General features: G+C 72.5%; 15 protein-coding genes. 1 reads left to right on the top strand and 14 read right to left on the bottom strand.

Going from position 1 to position 21537, the window contains the following annotated elements; genetic code table 11:
• Positions 1 to 24: 24 nt before the first annotated feature.
• On the top strand, positions 25 to 1689 hold the full coding sequence (locus HGB44_RS07995; RefSeq protein ID WP_061078360.1) for a VWA domain-containing protein: 1665 nt from the start codon (positions 25 to 27) through the stop codon (positions 1687 to 1689).
• 41 nt (positions 1690 to 1730) lie between these two features.
• On the opposite strand, the gene mmsB is transcribed toward HGB44_RS07995, so the two are convergent.
• The 14 genes from mmsB to ppdK form a co-directional block, all read right to left on the bottom strand.
• Positions 1731 to 3029, bottom strand: a complete 1299-nt coding sequence (gene mmsB / locus HGB44_RS07990; RefSeq protein ID WP_061078359.1) for a multiple monosaccharide ABC transporter permease — start codon at positions 3027 to 3029, stop codon at positions 1731 to 1733.
• Positions 3026 to 4606, bottom strand: a complete 1581-nt coding sequence (locus HGB44_RS07985; protein WP_061078358.1) for a sugar ABC transporter ATP-binding protein — start codon at positions 4604 to 4606, stop codon at positions 3026 to 3028. Before HGB44_RS07985 ends, mmsB begins: the two co-directional genes overlap by 4 nt.
• The gene (gene chvE / locus HGB44_RS07980) at positions 4603 to 5697 is read right to left on the bottom strand and encodes a multiple monosaccharide ABC transporter substrate-binding protein (RefSeq protein ID WP_061078357.1); all 1095 of its coding nucleotides are present in this window, start codon (positions 5695 to 5697) and stop codon (positions 4603 to 4605) included. The genes HGB44_RS07985 and chvE overlap by 4 nt, the downstream gene beginning before the upstream one ends.
• Before the next feature lie 66 nt (positions 5698 to 5763).
• Positions 5764 to 7287: an arabinosylfuranosidase ArfA gene (gene arfA / locus HGB44_RS07975; RefSeq protein WP_061078356.1), complete on the bottom strand. Its 1524-nt coding sequence runs from the start codon at positions 7285 to 7287 to the stop codon at positions 5764 to 5766.
• Positions 7288 to 7321: 34 nt separating this feature from the next.
• Positions 7322 to 8215 (bottom strand): carbohydrate ABC transporter permease, encoded by an 894-nt coding sequence (locus tag HGB44_RS07970; RefSeq protein WP_061078355.1) that lies wholly within the window; start codon positions 8213 to 8215, stop codon positions 7322 to 7324.
• Positions 8216 to 8221: 6 nt separating this feature from the next.
• Entirely contained in the window at positions 8222 to 9160 is a 939-nt protein-coding gene (locus HGB44_RS07965; RefSeq protein WP_061078354.1) for a carbohydrate ABC transporter permease, read from the bottom strand.
• Between the two features lie 11 nt (positions 9161 to 9171).
• Positions 9172 to 10500 (bottom strand): extracellular solute-binding protein, encoded by a 1329-nt coding sequence (locus HGB44_RS07960; protein WP_061078353.1) that lies wholly within the window; start codon positions 10498 to 10500, stop codon positions 9172 to 9174.
• Positions 10501 to 10591: 91 nt separating this feature from the next.
• Positions 10592 to 12028: an L-fucose/L-arabinose isomerase family protein gene (locus HGB44_RS07955; protein WP_061078352.1), complete on the bottom strand. Its 1437-nt coding sequence runs from the start codon at positions 12026 to 12028 to the stop codon at positions 10592 to 10594.
• Positions 12029 to 12040: 12 nt separating this feature from the next.
• Positions 12041 to 12733 (bottom strand): L-ribulose-5-phosphate 4-epimerase, encoded by a 693-nt coding sequence (locus tag HGB44_RS07950; RefSeq protein ID WP_061078351.1) that lies wholly within the window; start codon positions 12731 to 12733, stop codon positions 12041 to 12043.
• The gene (gene araB, locus HGB44_RS07945) at positions 12733 to 14403 is read right to left on the bottom strand and encodes a ribulokinase (protein WP_061078350.1); all 1671 of its coding nucleotides are present in this window, start codon (positions 14401 to 14403) and stop codon (positions 12733 to 12735) included. Before araB ends, HGB44_RS07950 begins: the two co-directional genes overlap by 1 nt.
• A gap of 91 nt (positions 14404 to 14494) precedes the next feature.
• The gene (locus tag HGB44_RS07940; protein WP_061078349.1) at positions 14495 to 15505 is read right to left on the bottom strand and encodes a LacI family DNA-binding transcriptional regulator; all 1011 of its coding nucleotides are present in this window, start codon (positions 15503 to 15505) and stop codon (positions 14495 to 14497) included.
• A gap of 172 nt (positions 15506 to 15677) precedes the next feature.
• Positions 15678 to 16928: a deoxyguanosinetriphosphate triphosphohydrolase gene (locus HGB44_RS07935; protein ID WP_061078348.1), complete on the bottom strand. Its 1251-nt coding sequence runs from the start codon at positions 16926 to 16928 to the stop codon at positions 15678 to 15680.
• 51 nt (positions 16929 to 16979) lie between these two features.
• Positions 16980 to 18089, bottom strand: a complete 1110-nt coding sequence (locus tag HGB44_RS07930) for a YdcF family protein (RefSeq protein WP_061078347.1) — start codon at positions 18087 to 18089, stop codon at positions 16980 to 16982.
• A gap of 391 nt (positions 18090 to 18480) precedes the next feature.
• Positions 18481 to 21177, bottom strand: a complete 2697-nt coding sequence (gene ppdK / locus HGB44_RS07925; RefSeq protein ID WP_061078346.1) for a pyruvate, phosphate dikinase — start codon at positions 21175 to 21177, stop codon at positions 18481 to 18483.
• Between the last annotated feature and the right edge of the window lie 360 nt (positions 21178 to 21537).

Below are 21537 nucleotides of genomic sequence, written 5' to 3'. Positions count from 1 at the left end.
GGCGGACACGGAGGCGGGACGGCGATGGCGGCTGGAACGGGGACCGGAAGGGGCCGAGGGGGCAGCGGGGTCCACAGGGGCCGAGGGGTCGGCGGCGCGTGCGCGGCGGTACTCGCGGCGGCCCTGGCGGCGGCGGGCTGCTCCGCCCCGGGGTCGGACCCGGACGTGACGCTGCGGATCCTGGCCGGGAGCGAGATCGCCGACCTGGAGCCGCTGCTGGAGGAGGCCGGGGAGCGCACCGGGGTGACGGTGGAGCTGGAGTACACCGGCACGCTGGACGGCATGGCCCGGATCGCCGCGGGCGACCGGCAGGGCGAGGGCGGGGAGTACGACGCGGTGTGGTTCGCCTCCAACCGCTACCTCAACCTGGACGGCGAGGGCCGGTCGGCGGTGCACGTGGAGACGCCGGTCATGGTCTCCCCGGTGGTGCTGGGCGTGGCCGCCGACCGCGCGCGGGAGCTGGGGTGGGACGAGGGCGCGGAGGTGACCTGGTCGGACGTGCACCGGGCGGTCGCGGAGGAGGACTTCACCTACGGCATGACCAACCCGGGCGCCTCCAACTCGGGCTTCTCCGCGCTGATCGGGGTGGCCTCGGCGATGGCCGACACGGGCGCGGCGCTGCGGGCGGAGGACGTGGAGCGGGTGGGGCCCGACCTGGCGGAGTTCTTCGCGGGCCAGGAGGTGACGGCGGGGTCGTCGGGGTGGCTCACGGACGCGTTCGTGCGGCGCGCTGAGGGCGGCAGCCCGGTGGACGGGCTGGTCAACTACGAGTCGGTGATCCTGTCGCTGAACGCCTCCGGTGTGCTGGAGGAGCCCCTGACGGTCGTGTACCCGGCCGACGGCGTGGTGACGGCCGACTACCCGCTGACGCTGCTGTCGGACCCCTCCGAGCAGGCTCTGGACGGGTACGGGCGGCTGGTGGAGGACCTGACGTCGGAGGGGACCCAGCAGCAGATCGCCGACCGGACGCGGCGGCGCCCGGTCGCGGCCGGGGCCGAGCTGTCCCCGCCGGTGCCCTCGCTGGTGGAACTGCCGTTCCCGGCGAGCCGGGCGGTCGTGGACGGCCTGGTGGCGGACTACTCGGCCTCGCTGCGCCGTCCTGCGCGCACCGTGTACGTGCTGGACGTGTCGGGGTCGATGGAGGGCGGCCGGCTCACCGAACTCCAGTCGGCCCTGGGCGCGCTGACCGGCGCGGACGGCGGTTCCCTGGCGCGGAGCACGCAGGCCTTCCAGGAGCGGGAGGTGGTGACGCTGCTGCCGTTCTCCACGTGGCCCGCCGACCCGTTGACCTTCGTGGTGGAGACGGGTTCGGTGGACGAGGTCAACGCGGACCTGTCCGCGGCGGTGGAGGGGCTGGAGGCCGAGGGCGACACGGCCGCCTACGACGCCCTGGTGCGGGCGTACTGGCTTCTGGAGGAGGAGTACACGGGTCCAGACGACGAGCACCTGATGTCGGTGGTGCTGATGACCGACGGCGAGGTGAACCGGGGAGCCGGCCTGGACGGCTTCCGGGAGACGCTGCGGACGCGGTCGGACGCGGTGGCGCAGGTGCCGGTGTTCACGGTGCTGTTCGGCGAGTCGGACGTGCCGGAGATGACCGAACTGGCGGAGCTGACGGGCGGCCGGGTGTTCGACGCCCGTGAGCAGGAGCTGGAGCAGGTCTTCCGGGAGATCCGGGGCTACCAGTAGGCCCCGGACCCCCCGGAGGGGCCCGTCTCGGGAGGGCCTTCTCAGGAGGAGGCCCGTGTTCGGTCCGCCGTGGGCGGCGAACCCTGGGCCCCGCCCCCGCCCCGGCGGGTCCCGGAGGAGGACGGGGGGACGGAGACGGTGACGGGCCCGGCGCTGACACGGCGCTTGTTGTAGATGTCGAAGGCGACCGCCAGGAGCAGTACCAGCCCCTTGATGAGCTGCTGCCAGTCCACGCCCAGGCCGATCAGGGACATGCCGTTGTTGAGCACGCCCATGACCAGGGCGCCGATGACGGCTCCGACGACGGTGCCCACGCCCCCGGAGGCGGAGGCGCCGCCGATGAAGGCCGCGGCGATGGCGTCGAGTTCGAACATGGTCCCGGCGCCGGTCGTGGCGGCGTTGAGCCGGGCGGTGAAGACGAGCCCGGCCAGCGCCGAGAGCACGCCCATGTTGACGAACACCCAGAACGTGGTGCGCTGGGTGCGGATCCCCGACAGAGCGGCGGCCTGCTCGCTGCCGCCGACGGCGTAGACCCGCCTGCCCATGGTCGTGGAGCGCATGACGAACGAGTACCCGGCGATGAGCGCGACGAGCAGCACGCCCACGATGGGCAGCCCGTTGTAGTCGGCGAGCACGTAGGTGAACGCCAGGATGGCGGCGACGAGCACGGCCGAGGCGGCGGCGGTGACCGGCGCGGACTGGACCGGCAGCCCGTAACCGAGCGAGCGGGCGCGCGAGCGCCACTGGATCCACACCAGGGCGGCGGCCCCCGCGGCGCCCAGCAGCAGGGTGGGCAGGTGGGGGCCGTCCCCGGCCTGCCAGGGCAGGAACCCGCTGGCGATGTTGCGCAGGGAGGGCGGCAGCGGCGCCACGGACTCCCCGCCCAGGACGGCCAGGGTCGCGCCGCGGAAAACGAGCATCCCGGCGAGGGTGACGATGAACGCCGGGACGCGCACGTAGGCCACCCAGAAGCCCTGCCAGGCGCCGATGAGCGCGCCGAGCAGCAGGGCCACGGGCACGACCACGACCGTGGGCAGCCCCCAGGTGGTCAGCATGATCGCCGACACCGCGCCGGTGAAGGCCACCACCGAGCCGACCGAGAGGTCGATGTGGCCGGTGACGATGACCAGCATCATCCCGATCGCCAGGATCAGGATGTAGGAGTTCTGCATGATCAGGTTGGTGACGTTGAGCGGGGTGAGGAGCAGGCCCCCGGTGAGGATCTGGAACAGCACGATGATGGCCACCAGGGCGGCGGCCATGCCGTACTGGCGGGAGTTCCCTCGGGTCAGCGCGCCGCCGAGCCGTGAGAGTCGGGAGGTTGCGGTGGGCTCTTTCACGGGTGTCCCCCGGTTCGCGTCATCAGTCTCATGAGGGTTTCCTGGTCGGCCCCGTCCCCGGGGACCTCTCCGGTGATGCGCCCCTCGCACATCGTGTAGACCCGGTCGCACATGCCGAGGATCTCGGGGAGTTCGGAGGAGATCAGCAGCACGCAGGCGCCCTCCGCGGCGAGGCGGCGGACGATCAGGTAGATCTCGTACTTGGCGCCGACGTCGATGCCGCGGGTGGGCTCGTCGAGGATCAGCAGTTCGGGCCGGGTGAACATCCACTTGCCCAGGACGACCTTCTGCTGGTTGCCGCCGCTGAGGGTGCGCACGGTCTGGGTGGTGCCCTGGCTCCTGACCCGCATGCTCCCGCTCATCCGTGCGGCCTCCACCGCCTCCAGCCCGGGGTCGAGGACACCGCGCGCGGACACGCGGTCCAGGGCCGCCAGCGTGGTGTTGTGGCGGATGTCGTCGTCGAGGATCAGGCCGAGGGACTTGCGGTCCTCGGGCACGTAGGCGAGGCCGCCGCGGATGGCGTCGGCGACGCTGGCGGTCGCGAGTTCGACGCCGTCCTTGAGCAGGGTGCCGCGGACGTGGCGTCCGTAGGAGCGGCCGAAGAGGCTCATCGCGAACTCGGTGCGCCCGGCGCCCATGAGGCCGGCCATGCCCACGACCTCACCGGCGCGCAGGGTCAGGCCGACCCCGTCCACCACGCGCCGTCCGGCCTGGGTGGGGTGGTCCACCGTCCAGTCCCGGACCTCGAAGCGCACCCGGCCGACCTCACCGGTGCGCGGGGGGTGGCGCTGGTCCAGCGCGCGGCCGACCATCCCGCGGATGATGCGGTCCTCGTCGACCGAGGGGGTCCCGTCGGCGTCGCGCTCCACGGCGAGGGTCTCGATGGCGCGCCCGTCGCGCAGGATGGTGACCTCGTCGCAGACGCGCACCACCTCGCCGAGCTTGTGCGAGATGAGGATGCACGTGACGCCCTGGTCGCGCAGGTCCAGGAGGAGTTCGAGCAGCCGGGTGCTCTCCGCCTCGTTCAGCGCGGAGGTGGGCTCGTCCAGGATGAGCAGCCGCACCCGTTTGGCCAGGGCCTTGGCGATCTCCACGAGCTGCCTGGCGCCCACGCTCAGCGCCGAGACGGGCGTGGCCGGGTTCTCGTCCAGTCCGACCCGGCGCAGGAGCTCGCGGGCCCGGGCGTGGGTGGCGCCCCAGTCCAGGACGCCGTACCGGGCCTGCTCGTGGCCGAGGAAGACGTTCTCGCTGATGGACAGCTGCGGGATGAGGGCGAGTTCCTGGTGGATGATGGCGATGCCCGCGCGCTCGCTGTCGGCCACGCCGGAGAAGGCGCAGGGCTGCCCGTCCATGAGGATCTCGCCGCTGTGGGAGCCCGTGGGGTGGACCCCGCTGAGCACCTTCATCAGCGTCGACTTGCCCGCGCCGTTCTCCCCCATGAGGGCGTGGACGCGGCCGTGGCCGACGCTCAGCGACACCCCGTCCAGGGCCCGCACCCCGGGGAAGTCCTTGCGGATGTCGCGCATCGTCAGGAGCGGTCCGCCCCCGGGGGCGGACCGCGTCTGGTCCTGTCTCATTCGAGCTCGGACTCCTCGTAGTAGCCGCTGTCGACCAGGACCTCGTGGTAGTTGTCGGCGTCCACCGAGACGGGCTCCAGCAGGTAGGAGGGAACGACCTTGACCCCGTTGTCGTAGCTCTCGGTGTCGTTGACCGGGACCTCCTCGCCCTGCACCACGGCCTCGACCATGTCCACGGTCTGGGTCGCCAGGGTCCGGATGTCCTTGAAGACGGTCTGGGTCTGCTCCCCGGCGATGATGGACCGGACCGAGGCGGCCTCGGCGTCCTGTCCGGTGATGACGGGCAGCGGCCGGTCCGCGGTGCCGTACCCGCCGGCGCGCAGGGACTCGATCACGCCGAGGCTGATGCCGTCGTAGGGCGACAGGACCGCGTGCACGTCCTCGTCGGAATAGTGGGCGCTGAGCAGGTTGTCCATGCGGTCCTGGGCGACGGCGCCGGACCACTCCTGGGTGGCGATCTGCTCCATGGAGGTCTGGCCGCTGCGGACGACGAGGCTGCCGTCGTCGATGTGGGGCTGGAGGACCGACATCGCCCCGTCGAGGAAGTAGGAGGAGTTGTTGTCGTTGGGCGATCCGCCGAACAGCTCGATGTTGAAGGGCCCCTCCTCGTTCTCCAGGTCGAGGGAGTCCGCGATGTACTGGCCCTGGAGGACGCCGACCTGGAAGTTGTCGAAGGTGGCGTAGTAGTCGACGTGCTCGCTGCCGAGGATGAGGCGGTCGTAGGCGATGACGGGGATGTCGCTGGAGGCGGCCATGTCGAGCACGTCGCCGAGGGCCTCGCCGTCGATGGAGGCGATGACCAGGACGTCGGCGCCGCGGGTGATCATGTTCTCGATCTGGGAGACCTGGTCCTCCACGACGTCCTCGCCGTACTGGAGGTCGGTGCCGAAGCCGCGGGCCTCGAACTCGGCGACCATGTTCTCGCCGTCGTTGATCCAGCGCTCCGAGGACTGGGTGGGCATGGCGATGCCGACGACGCCGGCGTCGCCCTCGGGCCGCGCGGCGTCGCCGACGCCTCCGCAGGCGGTGAGCAGGAGTGTGCCGCACAGCGCGGCCGCCAGGAGGGGTGTGCGTCGGGGGTGGGGGGTCATGCGTTCGCCTTTCTGGGCGTTGTCCGGGCGCGGGCGCGCACCGGAGGGCCGGTCAGTTCCGGTCGGTCATTTCCGGTCGGTCGAGACGGTGATGACGGACCAGGACACGGGGGGCAGGACCGCGGAGAGCCTGCCGCCGTCCAGGGTCACGTCCCCGGCCGGTCGCGGGACGACCCGGTCGGGGGCGTCCATGGTGTTGTGGGCGTAGGGGTCCTCGTCGCTGAGGGTCCGGGCGTCGGTGACGGCCGTCGGGGCCAGGCCGCGCAGGTCGGCGTCGAGGGTGAGGTGCTGGTCGGTGGAGCGGTTGACCGCGAACAGCGACGCGGTGCCCTCCCCCTCGTCGAAGGTGACGACGGCGTCCAGGAGCGGGATCTCGCCGTGGCTGGTGGTCGTGTACCGGGGCGCCGTGACGCCGGTGTGCAGCACCCGGCCGCGGGCGGCCCGCGCGGTCAGGGAGAAGGGGTGGAAGATGGTCTGGCGCCACGCGGGGCCGCCGGGCTCGGTCATGATCGGCGCGATGACGTTGGCGAGCTGGGCCTGGCTGGCGGCGGTGACCCGGTCACCGTGCCGGAGCAGGCTGATGAGCATGTTCCCCACGACGACGGCGTCGGCGACGTTGTAGCGGTCCTCGATGACGCGGGGCGCCACCTGCCAGTCGTCGGCGGGCTGCGCGGCGGCCAGGGCCTGGTGGCGGCTCAGGTACCACACGTTCCACTCGTCGAAGGAGAGCTGGATGCGTTTGGGGTCGCGCAGGCGCGCGCCGACGGCGTCGGCGGTGGAGACGACGGAGTCGATGAAGTGGTCCATGTCCGTTGTCGAGCCGAGGAAGTCGGCCAGGTCCCCGTCGCGCTCCTCGTAGTAGGCGTGCAGCGAGATGTAGTCCACCGCATCGTAGGTCTCCTCCAGGACGGTGGCCTCCCACTGGCCGAAGGTGGACATGCCCGACCCGGAACTGCCGCAGACGACCAGTTCGAGGTCGCGGTCGGCCATCCTCATGGCGCGCGCCACCTGCCCGGCCTTGCGTCCGTAGGAGCGCGCGTCGAGGTGGCCGATCTGCCAGGGGCCGTCCATCTCGTTGCCCAGGCACCACATGCGGATGCCGTGCGGGTCGGGGTGCCCGTTGGCGGCGCGCTGGTCGGACAGGTGGGTGCCGCCGGGGTGGTTGCAGTACTCCAGCAGGTCCAGGGCCTCGGCCAGGCCGCGGGTGCCGAGGTTGACCGCCATCATCGGTTCGATGTCCAGGCCGCGGCACCAGGCGGCGAACTCGTCGAGGCCGAACTGGTTGGTCTCGATGCTGTGCCAGGCCAGGTCGCGGCGGACCGGGCGGTGCTCCCTGGGGCCGACGCCGTCCTCCCACCGGTACCCGGAAACGAAGTTCCCGCCGGGGTAGCGCACGGTGGTGACGCCCAGTTCGCGGACCAGGTCGGCGACGTCGCGGCGGAAGCCGTCGGCGTCGGCCGTCGGGTGCCCGGGCTCGTAGATGCCGGTGTAGACGCAGCGGCCCATGTGCTCGACGAACGAGCCGAAGACGCGGCGGTGCACGGGGGAGACGCTGTGGTCCTTATCGACGGTGACGGAGGCTCGGAGCATGCGTTCTCCTTCGGTGGTGGGGGTCGGGCGGGGGTCAGCCCTTGATGCCCGCTCCGGCCACACCGGTCACGATGTGGCGCTGGAAGAGCAGGAAGACGATCAGCAGCGGGACGGCTCCCAGCACGGCCGAGGCCATGACCTGGGCGTACTGGACCCCGTACTGTCCGGCCACGGTGCCCAGCCCGACGGTGAGCGTCATCATCTCGGGGTCGTTGGTGACCAGGAAGGGCCACAGGAAGTTGTTCCAGGCGCCGATGAAGGCGAAGATGCCGACCGCGGCCAGGACCGGCCTCGACAGGGGCAGGATCACGTTCCACAGGACGCGCAGCGCTCCGGCGCCGTCCATCCTGGCGGCGTCCTCGTACTCGCGTGGGATGGCGTCGAAGAAGCGTTTGAGGATGAACACGAACACCGGCGCGACCACCTGCGGCAGCGCGACCCCCCAGTAGGTGTCCACCAGTCCGAGCTGGGTCATCAGGACGAACTGCGGCACGATCAGGGTCTGCGGCGGGATGAGGATGCCGCCGATGACGAGCGTGAACAGCCACGGCCTGCCGCGGAAGTCGAAGCGGGAGAAGCCGTAGGCGGCCAGGACGCAGACCACCAGGGTGAGCGCGGTGACGATGACCGTGGTGATGAGGGAGTTGGCCGTCCAGCGCAGGATGTCCCCGCGCCCCAGCACGAGGGCGTACGCCTCGAAGGTGGGGTTGTCGGTGAGCCAGGAGGGCGGCATGACGGTGGTCTCGCCCTCGGGTTTGACCGAGGTGGCGAAGGCCCACAGGAGGGGGACGAGCCAGAGGGCTCCGGCCAGGGCGGAGACCGTGTGGAGGGCGATCGTTCCGGGGGAGGGCGCGCGCCGGGGCCGGTGGACGCGCCGCGCGGGCGCGTCGGCCGCGGGGGGCGTGGCGGGTGCGGTGGGAACTGCCATGGCCGGTCAGGCCTCCTTCCGTGCGAAGAGGCGGAACTGGACTATGGAGGCGACGACGACCAGGGCCATGAAGACGTAGGCCATGGAGGAGGCCAGTCCGATGCGCAGGCCCACGAACCCGGAGTCGTAGATGTACTGGATCGCGGTCCTGGTGGCGAAGTTCGGGCCGCCCGAGGTCATGAGGTAGATCTGCTCGAACACGCGCAGGGAGCCGATGAGCTGGAGCACGGAGATCAGCGCGGTGGTGCGCGCCAGCAGGGGCAGGGTGATCCGGCCGACGCGCTGCCAGGCGCCCGCGCCGTCGATGGCGGCGGCCTCGTACACGTCCTTGGGGATCGACTGCATCGCCGCGAGGTAGAGCAGGTAGTTGAAGCCGACCTGCCACCACGCGGTGGCGACGACCACCGAGAGCATCGCCGTGTCCTCGCTGAAGAGCCACTCGACGCCGTCCAGCCCGAGCTGTCCCAGGACGCCGTTGAACAGGCCCAGGCTGGGGTTGTACATCCAGTTCCAGATGAGGGTCATCACCGCGACCGGAAGTACGAACGGCGCGAAGAACGACAGCCTCAGGAACCACCCCAGACGCCGGGCGTGGTCGGTCAACAGGGCGAGGGCGAGCGCCAGCGCGACCATGAGGGGGACGCTCAGCACCGTGAACCACAGGGTGTTCCACAGCGCGTCCCACATGTCGGGGTCGGTCAGGCTCTCCCGCCAGTTGTCCAGCCCCACGAAGGAGACCGGGCCCCCGGCCAGGCTGCGGTCGGTGAAGGAGTAGACGAGCCCGACGAGCGCGGGCCACAGGAGGAAGAGCAGGTAGAAGGCGAGGAAGGGCAGGGCGAACCACAGTCCGGTCCACACGGCGGGCCTGCGGCGCACGTCCACGAGGCCGCGGCCGGAGGGGCCGGGCGCCGTGGTCCTGGAGGGCACTGGGGTCTGGGCGGTCATGGCGGGCTCCCTCACACCGGTGACGGCACGGTCAGCAGGTCGCGGATGGCTCCCTTGAGCTGTTCCAGCGCCTGTTCGGGTGTCTGGGTCCCCTGGTGGAGGGTGGTGAGCGGGCCGTTGGCCTCCTCCTGGAGGCGCCCGGCCGAGCCGCTGAACCACGCCTCGGGCTCGAACTGCACGTTCTCGGCCGCCTCGCGGTACTCGGACTGCGGTGTGAGCGCCTCGTACTCGGCGCTCTCGACCACGGGCTGGTAGGCGGGGATGTGGCCGCCCCCGGCCCAGGTGATGCTGTGGCGCAGCATCCAGGCGGCGTATGCGACCGCGGCCCGGATCCGCTCGGGGTCGGGGTCGCGCTGGTGCGGGAACACGTAGCAGTGCGAGTCGCCCCGGGTGCGGTGGTTGCCGAAGACGTCGGGGAACTGCCCCGCCGAGAAGGCCGTTCCGGCGGCCTCCAGCGTCGGGATCTCCCAGTTGCCGTGGATCATCAGTCCGGCCCTGCCGTTGGAGAGGTTGGCCGCGGTGTCTGCCAGCATCGAGTGGCGGGGCGCCAGTTCCTCCTCGGAGAGCCGGTACATCACCTCCATCGCCGCCAGGGCCTTGTCGTCGTCCATGGTGAAGTCGTCCTCGCCCAGGACGAGCTCCCCGTCCTGCTGGCGGTAGAGCGCCCAGAAGTTGGGCCAGGGCTGCCAGGTGTCGACCGACAGGCCGTAGGCCCCGGTGACCGCCTTGATCTCACGGAGCATGGCCATGTAGTCGTCCAGCCCGTTGACCTCGACCAGCCTGTCGTCGGCGTCGAGCAGTCCGGCCTCGCGGCACACGTCGAGGTTGTGGTACTGGATCAGGACGTGCGTGTCGATGGGGACCGCGTACAGCTGTCCGTCGAAGAAGCACTTCTCCCAGACGTTGGGCAGGATCACGGTGTCGTCGATCCCGGCCTCGGCCAGCAGCGCCGGGTCGATCGGGTCCAGCAGCCTCCCGGGGGCCAGGCTCTCCAGGCGGGAGACGTGCACGGTGGCGATGTCGGCGCCGCGCCCTCCCGCCGCGCCCATCGCGACCTTGGTGTAGAAGGGGGAGCCCCAGGTGAAGGTGGTCGCCCGGAAGTCGACCTCCGGGTGCTCGGCCCGGTAGGCGTCGTGCATCTCGATCATCCGCAGGCCGTCGCCGCCCGAGAAGAGGTTCCACTGCCGCAGGCGGGTCTCACCGGACAGCAGTGCGTCGGGGGGCGCGCAGCCCGCGGCGGCCAGCCCTGCGGCGGCCAGGGCCCCGGTGAGCAGGGACCTGCGTCCGGGGCCCCGGGGGGCGGCGTGCGGTGGGGGTTGGTGGGGGGTTGCCTCGCGCACGGTGTTCTCCTTGCGCCTGGGGGGTCGGGAGGGCCCGCCCGGGGCCCTCCGTCTGGGGGGTGTGGACGCGCCGGGGCGCCTGGTGCCCGGGTCAGACCCGGACGTACTCGATTCCGGACAGCTCGCACAGGACCCGCCAGTCCTCCGCGCGCGCCCCGGTGTTCATGACCATGTGGTGGGTGCCGCCCGCGCGGAGCCAGGCGTCCATACAGGCCCGCACACCCGTCTCGGGGCGGAACTGGCCGTAGGGCATCTCCAGGGACGGCAGCTCGGGCGCGTCGATGACCTCGCCCTCGGCCACGACCAGGCGGAACTCCTCTCCGCCGAGGGCGACCAGGGAGGCCAGGGTGGCCGGACCCGGCCGGTAGCGGAACACGATGGTGGGCGGGTCGCCCAGGCCGCCGATGCCCAGCGGGCGCTTGACCAGCCGGACGGGCTCGTCCTCGCGCGCCACCCTCCAGTTCCCCTCGCCCATGTGGCTCATGAGGATGGAGTCGCTGGGGAAGTCCATCGCGTACATCTCGGTGAAGTGGCCGTCCCCGGCGAGCTGGTGCCCGGCGTAGACGATCGAGGCGGCCAGGACGTCGCCCTCGCCGGCGAACCCGTACCCCTGGGCCATCAGGGTGGAGGCGGCGGCCATCGGCAGCCGGGCGAAGCGGCCGTCCTCCCCGATCGCGTCGAAGTGGGTGGAGTAGGCACCGCACCCGGACTCCTCCAGCAGCCGTTCGATGCCCAGCTGCATGCGGGCGTGGTCCTCGCGCTCCTCCTTGGACAGGCGGCCGTCCACCTCCAGGGCCCCGTCCTCCCAGTCCATGAGGTCGCGCACGGCCTGTTCGGGCAGGTCGGCCATGGTCCGGTGCAGGGCCCCGGGCGCGATGACGTGGACCTCGGGGCCGAGCCTGCGCAGCAGCGCGGTCTCGTCCACCCGCGCGTCGCCCATGCCGTTCATGGGGTAGCCGAACACGCCGACCCGCAGTCCGCGCAGGGCGGTGACGGCGCGGGCCGCCCGCGCCCAGCGGTCCACGCGCGCGGCGAACTCCGGGCTCTGCCACTCGCCGGTGAGGACCTCGAAGGGCAGCCCCGCCCGCACCATGGCGTTGGCGGTGTCCTGGGCCCCGTGGATGCCCTGGTTGTAGGTCATGTCGTCCATGTCCCAGGACGGGCTGACCGCGGGGTCGGGCTGGATGTTGGCCAGCGCCAGGGGCAGGTGGGTGCGGCCGAGCGCGCGGGTGACGCGCAGGGAGGGGCCGTAGGTGAGCATGACGACCAGGACCCCGTCGAGTCCGGCGGCCTCGAAGCCGCGGATCGCCTCCTCCGCGTCGGCGCGTCCGCGCACCGGCGGGGCGACGGTCCACTCGGCGACGTCGGAGAGCCGTTCGGCCACCCGGGCCGCGTACGCCGCCTGGTGCTCGGTGATGCCGGGGATCATGTCGTCGTAGAGCGGCTGCATGATGCCGAGCAGGCCGACGCGGGGGGCGCGGGCGCGCACGGGAGGGTGCTCGGTGGCGGGGGGTGTGGGTACGGTCACGGTGCTTCTTCCTTACTGGCCGTAGACGTTCTGGTAACGGTCGTGGAGCGCGTCGATGTGCTCCTGGGGAAGGCGCTGGAGGGGGCCGCCCTGGCGGGCGATGTGGACGGTCCGGGCGACGTCCTCGCACATCACGGCGGCCTTGACCGCCGCCTTGGCGCCCGCTCCGACGGTGAACACGCCGTGGCCGCGCATGAGGACGGCGGGCGAGCGGTGGCCCTCCAGGGTGGCGACCACCCCCCTGCCGATGTCGTCGCCGCCGATGAGGGCGAACGGGCCGACGGGGATGTCGCCGCCGAACTCGTCGGCCATCGCGGTGATGGCGCAGGGGATGGCCTCGCCGCGCGCGGCCCACGCGGTGGCGTAGGGGCTGTGCGTGTGCGCGACGCCGCCGACGTCGGGGCGGGCGCGGTAGACGTAGGCGTGGGCGGAGGTGTCGCTGGAGGGCCTGTGGTCGCCCTCGACCGGGCGGCCGTCCAGGTCGCAGACGACCATGTCGGCCGGGGCGAGGTCGTCGTAGGAGACGCCGCTGGGCTTGATCACCATCAGGTCGGCGCCGGGGACGCGGGCGGAGACGTTGCCGCTGGTCCAGGTGACGAGGTTCCACCGGGGCAGTTCGGCGTGCAGGGCGCACACCAGGGTGCGCAGGCGCTCCACCTCCTCCCGGTGCTCCTCGGGCACGGCCGTGGGCGTGGTGGCGGTCATCAGACTCCTTCCCCGCCGCTCGCGGCGGCGGCCAGGGCGGTGTTGCGCAGGGCCCGCAGGCGGTGCAGGCTGCTGCTGCCGCCCCGGCCGAAGTGGTCGTGGAGCTCGGTGTAGAGGGCGAAGAGCCCGTCGTAGGCGGCGGCCCGGACCGGGTCGGGGTCGACGGTCTCCTCCCGTACCCCGCCCATGGCGGCGGAGGCGGCGTGGATGTCGGGGTAGGCCCCGGCGGCGACCGCGGCGTGGATGGCGGCCCCCACCGCGCAGCTGTGCTCGGAGGCCACCATCCGCAGCGGCCGGTTGAGGACGTCGGCGTAGACCTGGAGGACGAAGGGGTTGCGGACCATGCCTCCGCCGATGGTCAGGTCGTGCACGGGCACCCCGGCGTCGGCGAAGGCCCCGACGATGGTGCGGGTACCGAAGGCCGTGGCCTCGACCAGGGCCCGGTAGACCTCCTCGGGCCTGGTGGCCAGGGTCAGGCCGACGAGCACGCCGGACAGGTCGTGGTCGACCAGGACCGAGCGGTTGCCGCTGTGCCAGTCCAGGGCGACGAGCCCGTGCTCGCCCACCGCGGCGTCGGCGGCCCGGGCCGAGAGCAGGTCGTGGACGGACAGGCCGCGTTCGCGGGCCTCGTCGTGGTAGGCGGGGGGCACGTAGGAGTCGGCGAACCAGGCGAAGATGTCGCCGACGCCGCTCTGGCCCGCCTCGTAGCCCCACGCTCCGGGGGTGATGCCGCCGTGGGCCAGGCCGCACATGCCCGGGACCTCGGCGAGGACGTCGGAGTTCATGACGTGGCAGGTGCTGGTGCCCATGATGGCGAGCATCCGGCCGTTGCCGGTGGTCTGGGCGGTGGCGGCGGTGACGTGCGCGTCGATGTTGCCGACCGCGACGGGGACGCCCTCGGGCAGTCCGGTCCAGGCCGCGGCCCGGGCGGTGAGGCCGCCAGCGCGCTCTCCGAGCTGGGACAGGGGGTGGGCGAGTTTGTCCTCGGCGAAGCGGGCGAAACGCGGGTCGAGGGCGGCCAGGAAGTCCGCCGAGGGCCAGGCGCCGTCCTGGTGGATGCCCTTGTAGCCCGCGGTGGCGACGTTGCGGGTCTCGTGTCCGCACAGCTGCCACACGATCCAGTCGGCGGCCTCGATCCAGCGGTCGGTGCGCTCGTACACGCCGGGGTCGTCGCGCAGGACCTGGAGGGCCTTGGCGAACTCCCACTCGGAGGAGATCTTCCCCCCGTAGCGGGCCAGCCACTTCTCACCGCGCTCGGCGGCCAGGGCGTTGATCTCGTCGGCCTCGGGCTGGGCTGCGTGGTGGCGCCAGAGCTTGGGCCAGGCGTGCGGGCGCCGGGCCAGGTCGGGCAGCTCGCACAGGGGCGTGCCGTCCGCGGTCACCGGCAGGACCGTGCAGGCGGTGAAGTCGGTGCCGACGCCGACGACCCGCTCCGGCGCGACCCCGGCCGCGCGCAGCGCCTCGGGGACGGCGGTGCGCAGGACCTCGCGGTAGTCCTCGGGGTGCTGGAGCGCGCTCTCCGGTTCGAGGGGGTCGGCCGATCCGGGCAGGCGCGCGGTGATGACGCCGTGCCGGTAGGTGGAGGCCGCGGAGCCGAGTTCGGCGCCGTCGGAGACCCGGACCACGACGGCGCGGCCGGAGAGGGTGCCGAAGTCGACCCCGACGACCACCGGATCGGTCGAACGTGAATAGTTAGCGCTAACATTCTGGGCCAAGGGAAGCTCCTCCATGAGGGGGTGGACAGGGAGGTGTCTCAGGGGGTCACGGTGGCGGGGGCCCGCTGCTGCCGCGCACCCGCAACCGCGCCGGGACGACCCGGCGCTCGGCCCCGGACGGGTCGGCTGGGGCCTCCCGGGCGATCTCGGCGAGCAGCAGCGCCAGGCTCTCCCTGCCCACCTGGGCGAAGTCCTGGTAGACGGTGGTCAGGGACGGGGTCAGGTACTCGGCCTCGGGGATGTCGTCGAAGCCGACCACGCTGACGTCCCCGGGGACGCGCAGGCCCGCCTCGTGCAGTGCGCGCAGCACGCCGATGGCCATCTGGTCGTTGCCCACGAAGATCGCCGTGACGCGCTCCCCCGCGGCGCGCCTGCGCACCAGCGCCAGGCCCAGCTCGTAGCCGGACCGGGGGCTCCAGTCCCCCTGGAGCGGTTCGGGGACCGGCGCCCCGGCCTCCTCCAGGGCCCTGCGCCACCCGACCACCCGGGCCGCGGACTCCAGCCACAGGGGGTCGCCCTCCACGTGGTGGACGGTCGTGTGGCCCAGGTCGAGCAGGTGGCGGACGGCGTCGTGGGCGCCCTGGACCTGGTCGACGCAGACGACGGGAAGGCCCGAGCCCTCGCCGCCCTCGACCGCGACCAGGGGCCCGGGGCCGGGCAGCGCGGCCAGCGCCTCCACGAGGGCGCGCTGGGGGGCGATCGCCACACAGCCCTCGACCGACTGCTGGATCAGGTAGTCGGCGGCCGCGACCACACCCTCCGGCGACACGTCGTCGAGGCTGACCATGCTCAGGAAGTAGCCCGCCTCGCGCGCGGCCCGCTCGATCCCCGCCAGGGTCTGCGCCGGACCGAAGAGCGTGGAGTCGAAGGCGATGACGCCGAGCACGTTGGTGCGGCGGGTGACCAGGGCGCGCGCGGTGGAGTTGCGGTGGTAGCCCAGCTCCTCGATGGCGTCGCGCACCCGGAGCACCGTCTCCTCGCGGACGTTGGGGTGGCCGTTGACCACGCGCGACACCGTCTGGTGGGAGACTCCGGCCAGCCGGGCCACGTCCGCCATGACGGGGGTACGGCCACCTGGGGGTTTCACCGGGACGACACCTCCGGGCACGAGAGGGGGGACTTCTGTGATGTGCGCAACATTGTTAGCGCTCACATCGATGAAGTCAACCCCCTGCCGCCCGTTCTCCGGGGACGGGGGCGACCCGGGCGCGCGTGCGCGGCCCCCGCGCTCAGCGCGTGAGGCGTGCGTGCAGCGAGGTCGCGGAGGTGTCGGTGAGCGAGGCGACCTGGTCGATGACCACGCGCAGGGCGGCGGAGTCGTCGGCGGCCTCGGCGAAGGCGGCGCGGAACTGCGGGTCCAGGCCCTCGGGGGCGTTCTTCCACAGGAGGCCGACCAGTTCGGTGATCAGTCGGCGCTCCTCGGCCTGGTAGGCCCGGGCCTCCTCCCGTGAGAGCACGAAGTGGGCGGCGACCGCCTTGAGCAGGGCGCACTCCAGCAGGGGGCGGCGGGGCACGAGGAGGTCGGCGCCGTAACGGGTGAGGCGCCCGGGGCCGTGCGCGGCGCGGGTGGCCTCCTCCGCGGCCCGGCAGAAGCGGCCGATGAGCCCGCTCGTGAGGTTCTTGAGGGCGGCGAGGGAGGCGAGGTCGCCGGTGAACTCGCGCGGCCACGCGGGGTGGGCGATGAGGTCGGTGAAGACCTCGTCGAGTTCGGCGGGGTCGGCGTCGCAGTAGTCGGCGGCGGCGATCCGCACGACCTCGGCGCGCTCGGCCGCGCCGCGCAGGGCCGCGGGGTCCACCAGCCCGGCGTGCAGGGCGTCCTCGACGTCGTGCACGGAGTAGGCGACGTCGTCGGCCCAGTCCATGACCTGGGCCTCGAAGCAGGTGCGGCCCGGGGGCGCGTCCCGGCGCAGCCAGTCGAACACTTCGGTGTCGTCGGGGTAGCAGTTGAACTTGTGGGTGTCGCCGCCCTCACCCCGGAGCCAGGGGTACTTGACGGTGGCGTCGAGGGTGGCGCGGGTGAGGTTGAGCCCCGCGCTGCGCCCGTCGGGGTCGATGACCTTGCCCTCCAGGCGCACGAGCAGGCGCAGGCTCTGGGCGTTGCCCTCGAACCCGCCGCAGCCGGCGGCGGCCTCGTCCAGGGCGCGCTCGCCGTTGTGGCCGAAGGGCGGGTGGCCCAGGTCGTGGGACAGGCAGGCGGCCTCCACCAGGTCGGGGTCGCAGCCCAGGGCCTGTCCGAGTTCGCGGCCGATCTGGGCGCACTCCAGGGAGTGGGTGAGGCGGGTGCGCGGGAAGTCGCTCACACCGGGCTGGACCACCTGGGTCTTGGCGGCCAGGCGGCGCAGGGCGGCGCTGTGCAGGACCCGGGCCCGGTCCCGCTCGAAGGGGTCGCGGGCCCGGTTCTTGCGGTTCTCCAGGGCCCTGCGCTCGGTGTCCTGGTGCGTGTAGCCGAGTGCTCCGCCCTCGCGGGGATTGTTCGTCATGGTGTCTGCGACCCTACTCCCCGGCTACGACCCGGTCGCCGTCCGCGCTGGTCAGGCGGCATCGACCTGGATGTCGCTGCTGTCGTCGAAGATCCAGTAGTACCAGAGCGCCGCGGTCTCCCTGGTGATGTACCACAGCTGGGTGCGGCGCTCGATGACCGCGGGCCCCGACCGGGAGGGCGAGGTGCCCGCCTCGATGCCGTGGTCGGCGGCCATGCGTTCGGAGCGCAGGCTGTGCCAGGGGTCGGAGACGAGGATGGCGGTGTCCCAGGAGTTGGCCTCGAAGACCTCGGCGACGGCTTCGATGCTCTGGAGGGTGTCGCGCCCCTCCTCCACCGCGACGACCTGGGCGCCGGGGATGCCCACCTCGACCAGCCAGTTGCGCCCGGAGGCGGCCTCCGTGAAGTTGTCGCCGGGCAGCTTGCCGCCGACGGTGACGATGACCGGGGCCACGCCCTCCAGGTAGAGGGCCTGGGCGTGGCGCAGCCGGGCCTCGAAGACGGGTGAGGGCACGCCGTTGTACTGGCTGGCGCCGAGCACGACGATGGCGTCGGATGTGGCGCGCTCGTCCTGGCGGGCCACGTACCAGACCCAGGCCCAGGTACCGGCCGGGACGGCCAGGACGGTGACCAGCAGCAGGCTGACCAGCCAGCGCAGGCGGAAGCGGCGCCGACGCGGTCGGCGCGGCCGGGAGAAGGACGGCGGCTCGGGGCGGCGGCCTCGGCGCGGCGCGGGCTCCGGGGCGCGCGGGAACTCCTCCTCCGGGAACCCCTCCTCGGGGAGTTCGGGTGCCGGGGGCGCGGGCGGGGAGACGCGGGTGCGGGGCCGCGGGCGCTCGCGGACGAAGCGGCGGGTGAAGACGGCCTCGTCGGCCGCCGGCCGGTCGGCGGGCACGCCCTGCGGGGCGGGCGCTCCGGGTGCCAGGACCTCGTCGCGCCGGAACTCCCGCGTGGTCTCGTCGTCGGCGGAGAACGTGCGGGTGGCGTCGTCGGAGGCGGAGAACGCGCGGGTGCTCTCGGCGCCCCCGGCGCTCTCGGTGCCGGGGGCCGCGGGGGCGAAGGACCCGCGGGAGAAGACCTGGGTGGCCTCGTCGTCGGACGAGGGAGCGGTGGTCGGGTCGTCCCACGGCTCGTCGCCGCGGCCGTCGTTCGCCGTTCGCACCGGCTCACCTCCGCACGTTCTCTGGTCAGGGGGCGTGTTACCCCCACTGGGACGGCCTCCGCCCGTCGCTGGTTCTCAGCGATCCGGTCCGTGGGAGGACCGTGGCGGAGGGTGGTGTCAGCGCGCCCCGTACCTGTTTCGCGGGCACGGGAGGGCGGGCGGGGAAGCGGTGGCCCGGCTGGCGGCCAGAATACATCACGGACAGATCACAGCGCATATCCGCGCGTGTGGCCGACCGGGATGCTCCCAGGGCGTTCGGGGGGCGCCGTTTCCCCTCTGGGCAGGGACTTCACGCGCGGAGACGGAGCGGAGGGGGCGTGGGAGGGAACACGGCGGGAGGCGCGGCGGGTGCGGCGGTCCGCGGGGGCCGCCGCACCCGTTTCGCCTTCGGTCAGGGCGCGGCGTGTCCGGCGGCCCGGCCCGCCTCCAGGCGGGCGACGGGTACCCGGAACGGGGAGCAGGAGACGTAGTCCAGACCCGCCCGGTGGAAGAAGTGCACGGAGGCGGGGTCGCCGCCGTGCTCGCCGCACACCCCGAGCTTGATGCCCGGGCGGGCGGCTCGCCCCTCCTCCACCGCGATGCGGATCAGGCGGCCGACGCCGTCCACGTCCAGGGACTCGAACGGCGAGACCCCGAACACGCCCTTCTCCAGGTAGGCGGAGAAGAAGGAGGCCTCCACGTCGTCGCGCGAGAAGCCCCAGACCGTCTGGGTGAGGTCGTTGGTGCCGAAGGAGAAGAACTCGGCGTTCTCGGCGATCTGCCCGGCGGTCAGCGCGGCGCGGGGCAGCTCGATCATCGTGCCGACGGGGAAGTCGAGTTCGACGCCGTTCTCCCCGCCCACCTCGCGCAGCACGCGCAGCGCGTCCTCGCGGATGATCTCCAGCTCCTGCACGGTGCCGACCAGCGGGATCATGATCTCGGGGCGGGGGCGCCCGCCCGCGGCGATCCGGTCGACGGCGGCCTGGGCGATGGCGCGCACCTGCATGGTGAACAGCCCCGGCACGACCAGGCCCAGGCGTACGCCGCGCAGGCCCAGCATCGGGTTCTGCTCGTGCAGCTTGTGCACCGCCTGGAGGACCCGCAGGTCGTTCTCGTGGCTCTCCCCGCGCGCCTCGGCCACGGCCACGCGCACCGACAGCTCGGTGATGTCGGGCAGGAACTCGTGCAGCGGCGGGTCCAGCAGGCGCACGGTCACCGGCAGGCCGTCCATGGCCGCCAGGATGCCGCCGAAGTCCTCGCGCTGGAGCGGCAGCAGCGCGTCGAGGGCCTGCGTCTGCTCCTCCTCGGTGTCGGCGAGGATGAGCCGCTCCACGAGCTGGCGGCGGTCGCCCAGGAACATGTGCTCGGTCCGGCACAGGCCGATCCCCTGCGCGCCCATGCGGCGGGCCCGGGCTGCGTCCTCGGCGGTGTCGGCGTTGGCGCGCACGCGCATGCGGCGGGCGGCGTCGACGTAGTGCATGAGGCGGTCCACGGAGCGCACGAGGTCGTCGGCCTCGTCGGAGGCGGGGTCGATCTCCCCCTCGAAGTAGCGCACGACGGGCGAGTCCACCACGGGCACCTCGCCGAGGAGGACCTCGCCGCTGGTGCCGTCGATGGAGATGACGTCGCCCTCCTCGACCACCTCGCCGCCGGGCGCGGTCATGCGCCGGTTCTTGGTGTCGATGTCGAGTTCCTCGGCGCCGCACACACAGGTCTTGCCCATGCCGCGGGCGACCACGGCGGCGTGCGAGGTCTTTCCGCCGCGGCTGGTGAGGATGCCCTGGGCCGCGATCATGCCCTCCAGGTCGTCGGGGTTGGTCTCGCGGCGGCACAGGATGACCCTCTCGCCGCTGCGCGACCACTTGACGGCGGTGTAGGAGTCGAAGACGGCCTTGCCGACGGCGGCGCCGGGAGAGGCGTTCATGCCGCGGCCCAGGCGGTGGGCGTCCGTCCCGGAGAGGGCCTCCTCGTCGAAGCGGGGGAACATCAGCTGGGCGAGCTGGTCGCCGGTGACGCGCTGGACCGCCTCGTCCAGGGTGATCACGCCCTGGTCGACGAGCTGGTCGGCGATGCGGAACGCGGCGGCGGCCGTGCGCTTGCCCACCCGGGTCTGGAGCATCCACAGCCTGCCGCGCTCGATGGTGAACTCGATGTCGCACAGGTCTCGGTAGTGGTTCTCCAGGGTGTCCATGGCGGCCATCAGCTCGCCGTGGCTGCGGGCGTCGATCCGTTCCAGGTCGGCGAGGGGGACGGTGTTGCGGATCCCGGCCACCACGTCCTCCCCCTGGGCGTTCTGGAGGTAGTCGCCGTAGACGCCGGGCTGGCCGGTGGCGGGGTCGCGGGTGAAGGCGACGCCGGTGCCCGAGTCCATGCCGAGGTTGCCGAAGACCATGGAGCAGATGTTGACGGCCGTGCCGAGGTCGGCGGGAATGCGCTCCTGGCGGCGGTAGAGGACGGCGCGGGGGGCGTTCCAGGAGTCGAAGACCGCCCGGACCGCGAGCACCATCTGCTCGCGGGGGTCGCTCGGGAAGGGGCCGCCGGTCCGCTCGCGCACGACCTCCTTGAAGCGGTCGACGAGTCGGCGCAGGTCGGCGGCGTCCAGGTCCAGGTCGCTGGTGACGCCCTTGGCGGCCTTGACCTCCTCGATGGCGTTCTCGAAGAGTTCGCCGTCGATGCCCTGCACGGTCTTGCCGAACATCTGGATCAGGCGCCGGTAGGAGTCCCAGGCGAAGCGTTCGTCACCGCCACGGGCGGCGAGGCCCACGACGGACTCGTCGTTGAGCCCGATGTTGAGGACGGTCTCCATCATGCCGGGCATGGAGAACCTGGCGCCCGAGCGCACGCTCACCAGGAGCGGGTCGTCGGCCTGGCCGAGGCGGCGCCCCATGGCCTTCTCCAGCTCCTGGAGGTTGGCCTCGATCTCGGCGTCGAGTCCGGCGGGCGTGCTGCCGTGGGAGAGGTAGTGGCGGCACGCCTCGGTGGTGATGGTGAACCCGGGGGGAACGGGCAGGCCGAGGTTGGTCATCTCGGCGAGGTTGGCCCCCTTACCGCCGAGGAGATCCTTCAGGTCCTTGTTGCCCTCGGTGAACGTGTAGACGTACTTGGCCACGGGGGTGCTCCCTCGCTTCTCGACGGCGCAGCGCTGGGTCGGCGCCTGTGCCCGGATGGGCGCGACTCTATCCACACTCCGCATCATCGCTCGCCCATGAACTCCCTTTTTTCGATATACCCCCAGTTCACAGCCATTGAAAAGGTCTATACCAATGGTTCAGCAAAAGAAGAGCGACCTGGCTCCCCGATCCGGTGGACGGAGGCACCTGCGAGCACGACTCCGCTGGTCACGGAGGCGCAGATGCGCCCTGAGACCACCGGACCCCGGCGAACGCCGCCACGGGAGCGCGCACGACCAATCCGACGCCACACCAGCCACGGGAGAATGCCTGTGCCGCGAAACACAGGACTACCAACG

It is taken from the genome of Nocardiopsis alborubida (assembly GCF_012396365.1).
GTDB lineage: Bacteria > Actinomycetota > Actinomycetes > Streptosporangiales > Streptosporangiaceae > Nocardiopsis > Nocardiopsis alborubida.
Note: the sequence above shows the minus strand (reverse complement) of the source record. Positions and strands in the feature narration are given on the sequence as shown.

Coding starts and splice junctions, on each gene's coding strand:
- HGB44_RS07995 (WP_061078360.1), top strand. CDS start 25: ATGGCGGCTGGAACGGGGACCGGAAGGGGCCGAGGGGGCAGCGGGGTC.
- HGB44_RS07985 (WP_061078358.1), bottom strand. CDS start 4,606: ATGAGACAGGACCAGACGCGGTCCGCCCCCGGGGGCGGACCGCTCCTG.
- HGB44_RS07950 (WP_061078351.1), bottom strand. CDS start 12,733: ATGACCGCCACCACGCCCACGGCCGTGCCCGAGGAGCACCGGGAGGAG.
- HGB44_RS07965 (WP_061078354.1), bottom strand. CDS start 9,160: ATGACCGCCCAGACCCCAGTGCCCTCCAGGACCACGGCGCCCGGCCCC.
- chvE (WP_061078357.1), bottom strand. CDS start 5,697: ATGACCCCCCACCCCCGACGCACACCCCTCCTGGCGGCCGCGCTGTGC.
- HGB44_RS07940 (WP_061078349.1), bottom strand. CDS start 15,505: ATGGCGGACGTGGCCCGGCTGGCCGGAGTCTCCCACCAGACGGTGTCG.
- HGB44_RS07970 (WP_061078355.1), bottom strand. CDS start 8,215: ATGGCAGTTCCCACCGCACCCGCCACGCCCCCCGCGGCCGACGCGCCC.
- HGB44_RS07935 (WP_061078348.1), bottom strand. CDS start 16,928: ATGACGAACAATCCCCGCGAGGGCGGAGCACTCGGCTACACGCACCAG.
- arfA (WP_061078356.1), bottom strand. CDS start 7,287: ATGCTCCGAGCCTCCGTCACCGTCGATAAGGACCACAGCGTCTCCCCC.